A 10,620-nucleotide genomic window follows, 5' to 3' on the forward strand; every position below is an offset into this window, starting at 1 on the left:
CCCGATTCGCGTCACGTGTTATTCGGTTTCCAGATCGATATCGATACCGAGCGAACGGATTTCTTTGATCAACACGTTGAAAGACTCGGGCATGCCCGGCTCCATACGGTGATCGCCGTCCACGATGTTTTTGTACATCTTGGTACGACCGTTCACATCGTCCGACTTCACTGTGAGCATTTCCTGCAGAGTGTACGCCGCGCCGTATGCTTCCAGCGCCCACACTTCCATCTCCCCGAAACGCTGACCACCGAACTGTGCCTTACCACCCAGCGGCTGCTGGGTAACCAGGCTGTACGAACCAGTGGAACGCGCGTGCATCTTGTCGTCCACCAAGTGGTTCAGCTTCAGCATGTACATGTAGCCAACCGTTACAGCACGTTCAAACTTGTTGCCGGTACGACCGTCGAACAGCTGCATCTGGCCGCTTTCCGGCATATCTGCCAGCTTGAGCATTGCCTTGATTTCGCTTTCCTTGGCACCGTCGAAAACCGGGGTAGCCATCGGTACGCCGTTACGCAGGTTCTTCGCGAGGTCCAGAATCTCGTTGTCGGTGAGGTCTTCCAGAGACTCCTGACGACCGCCGATTTCGTTATAGATCTCGTTGAGGAACTTGCGCAGCTCAGCAACTTTACGCTGCTCTTCGAGCATGCGGTTGATCTTCTCGCCCAGACCTTTGGCCGCGAGGCCCAGGTGGGTTTCGAGAATCTGACCAACGTTCATACGCGAAGGTACGCCCAGCGGGTTGAGGACGATATCGACCGGCGTGCCATTGGCATCGTGCGGCATGTCTTCAACCGGCATGATCACAGAGACCACACCCTTGTTACCGTGACGACCGGCCATCTTGTCGCCCGGCTGGATGCGGCGACGGATTGCCAGGTAGACCTTGACGATTTTCAGAACGCCTGGAGCAAGGTCATCGCCCTGCTGCAGTTTGCGTTTCTTGTCTTCGAACTTGTCATCCAGAAGACGGCGACGATCAACGATGTAGGCCTGAGCCTTTTCGAGCTGCTCGTTGAGAGCATCTTCAGCCATGCGCAGCTTGAACCACTGACCATGCTCAAGACCATCGAGCACTTCGTTGGTGATTTCCTGGCCCTTCTTGAGGCCAGCGCCGCCTTCAGCTACACGACCCACCAGCGCAGAGCGCAGACGTTCGAAAGTAGCGCCTTCGACAATACGGAACTCTTCGTTCAGATCCTTGCGGATCTCGTCGAGTTGCGATTTCTCGATGGACAGGGCACGCGCATCACGCTCGACACCATCACGGGTGAAGACCTGAACGTCAATGACAGTACCTTTGGTACCGGTTGGTACACGCAGGGAGGTGTCTTTAACGTCGCTGGCCTTTTCGCCGAAGATCGCGCGCAACAGTTTTTCTTCCGGAGTCAGCTGGGTCTCGCCTTTCGGAGTGACCTTACCGACCAGGATGTCGCCGGCGCCGACTTCGGCACCTACATAAACGATACCCGCTTCGTCCAGCTTGTTCAGAGCAGCTTCACCCACGTTAGGGATGTCCGCTGTGATTTCCTCTGGCCCAAGCTTGGTGTCACGCGCCACACAGGTCAGTTCCTGAATGTGGATCGTGGTGAAGCGGTCTTCCTGAACGACACGCTCAGAAAGACAGATGGAGTCTTCGAAGTTGAAACCGTTCCAGGCCATGAACGCGATGCGCATGTTCTGACCCAGCGCCAGTTCACCCATGTCGGTGGACGGGCCGTCAGCCATGATGTCGCTACGCTGAACACGGTCACCCTTGCTGACCAGCGGACGCTGGTTGATGCAGGTGTTCTGGTTCGAACGGGTGTATTTGGTCAGGTTGTAGATGTCTACACCCGCCTCACCTGTTTCAACTTCATCATCGGCAACGCGAACAACGATACGGCTGGCGTCAACCGAGTCGATCACACCACCACGACGAGCCACGACGCAAACGCCGGAGTCGCGAGCAACGTTGCGCTCCATGCCAGTACCTACCAGCGGCTTGTCGGCACGCAGAGTAGGAACAGCCTGACGCTGCATGTTCGAACCCATCAACGCACGGTTGGCGTCATCGTGCTCGAGGAACGGAATCAGCGATGCAGCTACCGAGACAACCTGCTTGGGCGAAACGTCCATCAGGGTGACATCGGCAGGCGCCTTGACGGTGAATTCGTTCAAGTGACGCACAGCAACCAGCTCGTCGATCAGCTCTTGCTTGTCGTTCATTGCGGCCGAAGCCTGGGCAATGACGTGGTCCGCTTCTTCGATCGCCGAAAGGAAGACGATCTCTTCGGTGACCAGACCTTCCTTGACCACACGGTACGGGCTCTCGAGGAAGCCGTACTGGTTAGTGCGGGCATAGGCCGCCAGGGAGTTGATCAGACCGATGTTCGGACCTTCAGGCGTCTCGATCGGGCACACACGGCCGTAGTGAGTCGGGTGAACGTCTCGAACTTCAAAGCCAGCGCGCTCACGCGTCAGACCGCCAGGGCCGAGTGCGGAAACACGACGCTTGTGCGTGATCTCGGACAGCGGGTTGTTCTGGTCCATGAACTGGGAAAGCTGGCTGGAACCGAAGAACTCTTTGACCGCCGCCGCAACAGGTTTGGCGTTGATCAGGTCCTGAGGCATCAGGCCTTCGCTTTCTGCCATCGACAGACGTTCTTTAACAGCGCGCTCGACACGGACCAGACCAACACGGAACTGGTTCTCGGCCATCTCGCCAACGCAACGAACGCGACGGTTACCGAGGTGGTCGATGTCATCGACGATGCCTTTGCCGTTACGGATATCAACGAGGGTCTTGAGGACCGCTACGATGTCTTCCTTGCACAGCACGCCCGAGCCTTCGATTTCGGTACGACCGATGCGACGGTTGAACTTCATACGGCCTACAGCAGACAGGTCGTAGCGCTCAGGGCTGAAGAACAGGTTGTTGAACAGTGTTTCAGCGGCATCCTTGGTTGGCGGCTCGCCAGGACGCATCATGCGATAGATCTCGACCAGCGCTTCCAGTTGGTTGCTGGTGGAGTCGATCTTCAGTGTGTCGGAGACGAACGGACCGCAATCAATGTCGTTGGTGTACAACGTTTCGATACGAACAACCTGAGCCTTGGCGATCTTGGCCAGGATTTCGGTGTTCAGCTCGGTGTTGCACTCGGCAATGATCTCACCGGTTGCCGGATGCACGATGACCTTGGCTGTAGTACGACCCAGGACGTAGTCCAGAGGCACTTCCAGCTCTTTGATCCCGGCCTTTTCCAGCTGGTTGATGTGACGGGCAGTGATACGACGACCCTGCTCGACAATGACCTTGCCCTTGTCGTCCAGGATGTCCAGAACGGCAATTTCACCACGCAGGCGCTGAGGCACCAGCTCCAGGCTCAGGTTTTCACCGCGCACATGGAATACGTTGGTGGTGTAGAAAGCATCAAGCACTTGCTCGGTGGTGTAACCCAGAGCGCGCAGAAGTACGGACGCAGGCAGCTTGCGACGACGGTCGATACGGACGAATACGCAGTCTTTCGGATCGAACTCGAAGTCCAGCCACGAACCGCGGTAAGGAATGATACGAGCGGAGTACAGCAGCTTGCCGGAGCTGTGCGTCTTGCCACGGTCGTGGTCGAAGAATACGCCAGGCGAACGGTGAAGCTGAGACACGATAACGCGCTCGGTGCCATTGATTACAAAGGTACCGTTCTCAGTCATCAGGGGGATTTCACCCATGTAGACTTCTTGCTCTTTGATGTCCTTGATCGCTTTGTTCGACGATTCTTTGTCGAAAATGATCAGACGGACCTTGACTCGCAGAGGTACTGCGTAAGTCACACCGCGCAGCACGCATTCCTTGACATCAAATGCCGGTTCGCCCAAGCGATAACCTACATACTCCAGCGCAGCATTGCCGGAGTAGCTGATGATCGGGAAAACGGATTTGAAGGCTGCATGCAGACCGACGTCGCGGAACTGATCTTTGGTCGCTCCCGCCTGCAGGAATTCGCGATACGAATCCAGCTGGATGGCCAAGAGATACGGCACATCCATTACGTCCGGCAACTTGCTAAAGTCCTTGCGGATACGTTTTTTCTCAGTATATGAGTAAGCCATCAGCGTTCCCCAGCTTGGTCACCTGCTTGTTTGGCTCCCTCCCGACGGAAGCAGCCAGAAAATCTTGCAAACCCCTTGGTTTGCGCCACCGCCATCGGTGGATGCCACACGTTACAGACGTTGACAGCGCCAATCGTCTATAACGGAAAAAGGCCGGTGGCAAAAGCCACCAGCCATCAGCCTTTCGCTAAACGCGTGGGCTGGACACTCAAAATCGATGCTTATTTCAGCTCGACTTTAGCGCCTGCTTCTTCCAGGGTAGCTTTTGCTTTGTCAGCTGCGTCTTTCGACACTGCTTCCAGAACCTGGGCAGGAGCGCCGTCAACTACAGCCTTGGCTTCTTTCAGGCCCAGACCGGTCAGTTCACGAACTGCCTTGATCACGTTTACTTTCTTCTCGCCAGCTTCCAGCAGCATGACGTTGAATTCAGTTTGTTCTTCAACAACAGCAGCTGCAGCAGCTGGACCAGCAGAGCCGGCAGCAGCAGTAACGCCGAACTTCTCTTCGAAAGCCTTGATCAGCTCTACAACCTGCAGAACGGACATTTCAGCTACGGCGTTAAGGATATCGTCTTGAGAGATGGACATGACTCAATTTCCTGAATTGGGGGACGGCCTACGCGACCATCAAAATAAACAAAAATACGCGAAAAGATCTGACTCAGCCTTAGGCTGCAGCTGCTTCTTTTTGGTCGCGAACAGCCGCCAGAGTACGAGCCAACTTGCTGGTAGCGCCTTGAATCACGCTCATCAGCTGAGAAATTGCTTCGTTACGGGTCGGCAGGCTTGCCAGTACATCGATCTGATTAGCTGCGAGGAACTTGCCCTCGAACGCAGCTGCCTTGATCTCGAACTTGTCCTGACCTTTAGCGAATTCCTTGAACAAACGGGCAGCAGCGCCAGGATGTTCGTTGGAGAACGCGATCAAGGTCGGGCCAGTGAACACGTCGTTGAGGACACTGAATTCAGTGTCAGCAACAGCGCGCTTGAGCAGGGTGTTACGTACAACACGTACGTAAACGCCAGCTTCACGAGCCTCTTTACGGAGTCCGGTCATTGCGCCAACCGTCACGCCACGGGCATCAGCCACGACAGCGGACAGACCAGCTTTGGCAGCCTCGTTGACTTCAGCGACGATGGCCTTCTTGTCTTCGAGTTTAATTGCCACGGGTTTAACTCCTGCTTGTTACCGTTTCATCCGACCGAAGCCAGATGTCGTTTTGGTGTCTGATTCGGTAAGGAACCGGGAGCACCATCTGCGTAGGCTTGAGGTTTAAGACTTGCGTCGCCTACGGTCTTGGATAGCCCCCGCCAGGCAGGGACCCCAATCTTTCAAACGGTACGGCAATCGATCACCGTACCATTTTGTCTTACGCTTCCAACGAACCCTGGTCGATGACCAGGCCTGGACCCATAGTGGTGCTCAGGGTGATGCGCTTGACGTAAATACCTTTCGAAGAAGCAGGCTTGATACGCTTCAGATCAGCGATCAGGGCTTCAACGTTTTCCTTCAGCTTGACAGCGTCGAAACCGACCTTGCCAACGGAAGTGTGGATGATGCCGTTTTTGTCGGTACGATAACGAACCTGACCAGCCTTGGCGTTCTTGACGGCGGTAGCGACGTCAGGAGTAACGGTGCCGACTTTCGGGTTAGGCATCAGACCGCGAGGACCGAGAACCTGGCCCAGCTGACCCACAACGCGCATTGCGTCAGGGGAAGCGATAACGACGTCGTAGTTCAGATCGCCAGCTTTCATTTCAGCGGCCAGATCGTCCATACCAACGCGATCAGCACCGGCAGCCAGAGCTGCCTCAGCAGCAGGACCCTGGGTGAACACTGCAACGCGTACAGTCTTGCCAGTACCGTGCGGCAGTACAGTAGCGCTACGTACGACCTGGTCGGATTTACGAGGATCAACACCCAGGTTGACAGCGACGTCGATCGACTCGCTGAACTTGACAGTCGATAGCTCGGTGAGCAACGCAGCGGCGTCTACAAAATTGTAAGACTTGCCAGCTTCGATTTTCTCGGCGATTGCCTTTTGACGCTTGGTCAGCTTAGCCATTACACACCCTCCACGTTAAGGCCCATGCTACGAGCGGAACCGGCGATGGTACGCACGGCCGCTTCCATGTCAGCTGCAGTCAGATCCGCATTTTTTGCTTTAGCGATATCTTCCAGCTGAGCACGAGTCACGGTGCCAACTTTAACGGTGTTCGGGCGAGCCGAGCCGCTGGTCAAGCCTGCAGCTTTCTTCAGCAGAACCGATGCAGGGGTACTTTTTGTTTCGAAAGTGAAGCTACGGTCGCTGTATACAGTGATGATCACTGGAGTCGGCAAGCCTGGCTCAATACCCTGAGTACGGGCGTTGAACGCTTTGCAGAATTCCATGATGTTCACACCGTGCTGACCCAGAGCAGGACCAACTGGCGGGCTTGGGTTAGCCTGAGCGGCTTTCACTTGCAGCTTGATGTATGCGGTTATCTTCTTGGCCATGAGGCACTCCAATTACGGGTTCAAGCGCCAATACAGGCTCCCCGGTTACTTACGCGTATATCCCAGTGACGAAAAAACCCCACAGCCTTGGGCTGCGGGGTATGGGATTCCAGCTCAGTTATGCCTTTTCGACCTGACTGAACTCTAGCTCTACCGGAGTAGAACGTCCGAAAATGAGCACCGCCACTTGAATCCGGCTCTTTTCGTAGTTAACTTCTTCGACCGTGCCATTGAAATCGGCGAACGGACCGTCGGTGACGCGAACAACCTCACCTGGTTCGAACAGCGTTTTCGGCTTCGGCTTGTCGCTACCGTCAGCGACACGACGCAGAATCGCTTCTGCCTCTTTATCAGTGATGGGAGCAGGCTTGTCAGCGGTACCGCCGATGAAGCCCATGACACGCGGGGTGTCCTTGACCAAGTGCCAAGTACCCTCATTCATGTCCATCTGAACAAGCACATAACCTGGGAAGAACTTGCGCTCGCTCTTGCGCTTCTGGCCATTACGCATTTCAACCACTTCTTCAGTGGGAACCAGAATTTCGCCGAAGCCATCTTCCATGCCTGCCAGCTTCACACGCTCGACCAACGAGCGCATGACATGCTTCTCGTAACCCGAGTAAGCATGCACTACGTACCAACGCTTAGCCACGGGACACCCTTAGCCAACTATCAAGGAAACAAGCCAGCCGAGCAGGGAATCAAGCCCCCACAACAGCAACGCCATAACCAGCACAACAGCCACAACGATCAACGTGGTTTGAGTGGTTTCTTGGCGAGTAGGCCATACGACTTTACGGATCTCGGCACGGGCTTCTTTTGCCAAAACAAAGAAGGCCTTACCTTTGCCTGTCTGCAGCGCTACAAATGCAGCAGCTGCGGCAATCACAAGGAGAGCGAGAACGCGATACAGGATCGGCTCAGCAGAATAATACTGATTGCCGACAACACCCACGACAACCAAAACGACTACCAGGAGCCACTTCAGCATATCAAAGCGAGAGTCTGATGCTTCAGCCTTGGGATTCATCTACGGAGATCCTGTGAAAAGAAAGCCAGATTACATCTAGGGAATCTGGCAGGTCAGGAGGGAATCGAACCCCCAACCTACGGTTTTGGAGACCGTCGCTCTGCCAATTGAGCTACTGACCTAAAAGCAAAATCAGGCCGACCATTATGCGGACCTGACGAGAGTTTTTCAACACCTTATTCGAAGAGCACTTAACAGGCAGCACGCCCCGAACAAGATTTAGACGGCGCACGCAGCGCGGAACCGCCTAAAACAAAGGCAGATATTTTCATATCTGCCTTTATCAATGGAGCTCTTGAGCGGATTTGAACCGCTGACCTCACCCTTACCAAGGGTGTGCTCTACCAACTGAGCTACAAGAGCAAAACACTGTGCATGAACCACAAGCCTGGAGCGGGTAGCGGGAATCGAACCCGCATCATCAGCTTGGAAGGCTGAGGTTCTACCACTAAACTATACCCGCACAACTTGCAGCTCGCGCTAAATCTGGTGGAGGGGGAAGGATTCGAACCTTCGAAGTCGTAGACGTCAGATTTACAGTCTGATCCCTTTGGCCGCTCGGGAACCCCTCCTAAGCGAGGCAGCATTCTCAACTCATGCTACCCTTCTGTCAACCTTTTTCTCAGTAAAAACCTGAGGTTACATGCGTTGACTACTACCACTCCGTTCGTGAGACTTTCACCTCACTGCGAAGCGGGCGCCATTCTATGTAAACTAATCAGCAGTTGCAATGCCCTCGCACGACATTATTTGATTTTTTAATTGCGGAAAATCCTGACCCAGCTGACTGATCAGGCCAGCTTCGACAAGGCGTCGACTTTCCGGGGCAATTTTCAGCCAGTAGGCGGTCGCCCCGCTCGTTTGCAAGGGCTGAAATTGAGACTGGATATCCAGACTGTTCAATCGCTGCTCTACCAGGCGCGCATCCTCTTGCCTGACAAAGCCACCGACGTACAGACATTTGGTATCAGGATCGTGAGACACCCGCCCGGCATCCGACTCGCTGAGCAGACGAATATCCTGCTGGGAGGCACGGTGCAACGACAAGGGCATCACCTCTTTGGCCCTGAGCGGAGCCTCCTGCTGATGCCAGATGTAATAAAAGGCATTAAGCATCAACAGCAGAAGAAATAACCAACGCATAAAGACCTCAACGCAAAGGGCAGGCGAGAGCCAGCCCCACGAAGACCAGATCAGGAACGATACGGGCTCCTGGCAGCACATCCGCAATCAGGGCAGCATCGCCGCCAGTCACAAAAATAGCAAAGTCGTCACCCCAATACCCTCGGGCTATCTCGACCTGAGTCACTGCGAACCCCCGAAGCATCAGCGAACAGCCGCGCTCTACCGCTTCTGCGGTTGCGCGCCCAGGAACAAGACGAACCAAAGCCCTTTCCGCCTCTGTATCGTCATATCTGATGCGACGGGTATGGGTGCGCAGCTGATTGCGCATCAATGGCATCCCTGGACAGATGAAACCACCAAGATGCGCGCCGTCGGCGTCGACGAAATCAGAGGTCACTGCGGTGCCCAGATCAATCACCAGGCATGCACGCTTGACAAGGTGGTAAGCACCCACGAAAGCCAGCCAGCGATCCAGGCCGAGGCGCTCGAAATCGTCATAGCCGTTAATCACGCCTCCCAGCTCACGGGCAGGCACTGCGCAGACAGGGGCAACGGAGAACGCGTCAGCCAGCACGGAAACCAGACGCGCTGTTTCTTCAGCACTGCGGACACTTACCAGACGGCAGTCGCTGAACGTTGTATCCGGCAGATTACGCAGGTGCTCCAACAAGGCTGCGTCAGAGTCAACGACACCAACGCTGACCACTGCTGCATCGCTTTTAGCGGTAATGCGCCACTTGATGAAGCTGTTGCCACAATCGAGCTCAAGAATCATCTCGCAACCTCAGGCTCAGCTCACCACCACTAAAGCTTTTTTCGACACCATTGACTTCCAAACGCAGCGCTCCAAGCGAGTCGACCCCCAACACTACGCCCTCCACGACCTCTACCCCCGAGAGCAACTTGACCGCAGCCCCCTGCCACAAATGCCCGCGCTCCCAATCCTTCTGAAATGCGGCAAAGCCTTCCTTGCGATGGACCGCCATGAGAGCCTCAAGCTGGTTGCTTATACGAGCAGCGACCTGATTGCGATCAACAAGGCCGCCTGTTTCGAGTCTGACCGACGTCCACAGCTGATCGACCTCACTGGTGGAGCGCATGTTTACGTTCACCCCTATCCCGATGATCACATGACACACGTCCGCCGGATCGCCAATCAGTTCGAGCAAAATGCCCGCGATCTTCTGCCTGCCAACGAGCACGTCGTTTGGCCATTTAAGGCCTGCGCCCTGCACGCCCATATCACGCAGCACATTCATTACCCCGAGCCCCACCAGCAAGCTGAGACCTTCCAGCTGACGCATCCCGCCATCGATACGCAGGACCAGGCTGTAATACAGGTTTTCAGCAAATGGACTGACCCACTTTCGACCACGCCGCCCCCTTCCGGAGGTCTGCTGCTCGGCCACCACCAGTACAGGCATGGCAACGCCTTGAGTGATCAGACGTGCGGCCTCAGCGTTGGTCGAGTCGATGGAATCGTAAGTGCGTACAGACCAGTTGGCAGGAAAGCCTGACTGCTCGATACCGGCAGGACTTAGAAGAGAAATAGGCGTTGCGAGTCTATAACCACGGCCACGCACCTTGTGGACATCTATGCCCAGATCCGCCTCAAGCTGCTGAAGCTGCTTCCAGACAGCACTGCGACTTATGCCGAGGGCATCGCCCAATACCTGCCCAGAATGAAACGCACCATCGGCAAGAAGCTTTAACAAGGTCAGCATTTGGAATCGCCTGGCAATAAGGCACGCATCATAGCCACGCAGAAGCATGATGCATAGAAACGAAAACGTGTTTTCCGCTGGTTTTTGCAGGCACCAGACAAACAAAAACCCTCAACGCGTAAGCGATGAGGGTTTCTGGAATTCAATCTTGAC

Annotated in this window: 10 protein-coding genes and 4 tRNA genes; all 14 read right to left on the reverse strand. The window is 55.1% G+C overall.

Annotated features, from left to right (window positions below; all coding sequences use genetic code 11):
* Nucleotides 1–18: 18 nt before the first annotated feature.
* Nucleotides 19–4,092, reverse strand: a complete 4,074-nt coding sequence (gene rpoB, locus GE543_RS21245) for a DNA-directed RNA polymerase subunit beta (RefSeq protein ID WP_003317110.1) — start codon at nt 4,090–4,092, stop codon at nt 19–21.
* A gap of 221 nt (nt 4,093–4,313) precedes the next feature.
* Nucleotides 4,314–4,679 carry a 50S ribosomal protein L7/L12 gene (gene rplL / locus GE543_RS21250; protein ID WP_003317111.1) on the reverse strand — a complete coding sequence of 122 codons (366 nt, stop codon included), beginning with the start codon at nt 4,677–4,679 and terminating at the stop codon, nt 4,314–4,316.
* Between the two features lie 79 nt (nt 4,680–4,758).
* The gene (gene rplJ, locus GE543_RS21255) at nt 4,759–5,259 is read right to left on the reverse strand and encodes a 50S ribosomal protein L10 (RefSeq protein ID WP_002555498.1); all 501 of its coding nucleotides are present in this window, start codon (nt 5,257–5,259) and stop codon (nt 4,759–4,761) included.
* Between the two features lie 202 nt (nt 5,260–5,461).
* Complete coding sequence (gene rplA / locus GE543_RS21260) at nt 5,462–6,157, reverse strand: 50S ribosomal protein L1 (RefSeq protein WP_003317112.1); 696 nt, start codon at nt 6,155–6,157, stop codon at nt 5,462–5,464.
* Nucleotides 6,157–6,588, reverse strand: a complete 432-nt coding sequence (gene rplK, locus GE543_RS21265; protein ID WP_002555500.1) for a 50S ribosomal protein L11 — start codon at nt 6,586–6,588, stop codon at nt 6,157–6,159. Before rplK ends, rplA begins: the two co-directional genes overlap by 1 nt.
* Nucleotides 6,589–6,706: 118 nt before the next feature.
* The gene (gene nusG, locus GE543_RS21270) at nt 6,707–7,240 is read right to left on the reverse strand and encodes a transcription termination/antitermination protein NusG (protein WP_003317113.1); all 534 of its coding nucleotides are present in this window, start codon (nt 7,238–7,240) and stop codon (nt 6,707–6,709) included.
* Nucleotides 7,241–7,249: 9 nt separating this feature from the next.
* Nucleotides 7,250–7,618: a preprotein translocase subunit SecE gene (secE, locus tag GE543_RS21275; RefSeq protein WP_002555502.1), complete on the reverse strand. Its 369-nt coding sequence runs from the start codon at nt 7,616–7,618 to the stop codon at nt 7,250–7,252.
* Nucleotides 7,619–7,664: 46 nt separating this feature from the next.
* Nucleotides 7,665–7,740: transfer RNA gene (locus GE543_RS21280), tRNA-Trp, on the reverse strand.
* Nucleotides 7,741–7,905: 165 nt separating this feature from the next.
* Nucleotides 7,906–7,981 (reverse strand) — tRNA-Thr (locus tag GE543_RS21285).
* 26 nt (nt 7,982–8,007) lie between these two features.
* Nucleotides 8,008–8,081, reverse strand: a tRNA-Gly gene (locus tag GE543_RS21290).
* 24 nt (nt 8,082–8,105) lie between these two features.
* A tRNA-Tyr gene (locus GE543_RS21295) sits at nt 8,106–8,190 on the reverse strand.
* A 142-nt stretch (nt 8,191–8,332) separates the two neighbouring features.
* Nucleotides 8,333–8,761, reverse strand: coding sequence for a hypothetical protein (locus tag GE543_RS21300; RefSeq protein ID WP_046235101.1), 429 nt, complete (start codon nt 8,759–8,761; stop codon nt 8,333–8,335).
* A gap of 7 nt (nt 8,762–8,768) precedes the next feature.
* Nucleotides 8,769–9,518, reverse strand: a complete 750-nt coding sequence (locus GE543_RS21305; protein WP_003419632.1) for a pantothenate kinase — start codon at nt 9,516–9,518, stop codon at nt 8,769–8,771.
* A complete protein-coding gene (birA, locus tag GE543_RS21310) occupies nt 9,508–10,467 on the reverse strand; it encodes a bifunctional biotin--[acetyl-CoA-carboxylase] ligase/biotin operon repressor BirA (RefSeq protein ID WP_046235100.1) in 960 nt (319 codons plus the stop codon). Before birA ends, GE543_RS21305 begins: the two co-directional genes overlap by 11 nt.
* Nucleotides 10,468–10,620 lie beyond the last annotated feature (153 nt).

The organism is Pseudomonas sp. SZ57 (assembly GCF_009495975.1).
In the GTDB taxonomy this organism is placed as follows: Bacteria; Pseudomonadota; Gammaproteobacteria; order Pseudomonadales; family Pseudomonadaceae; genus Aquipseudomonas; species Aquipseudomonas syringae.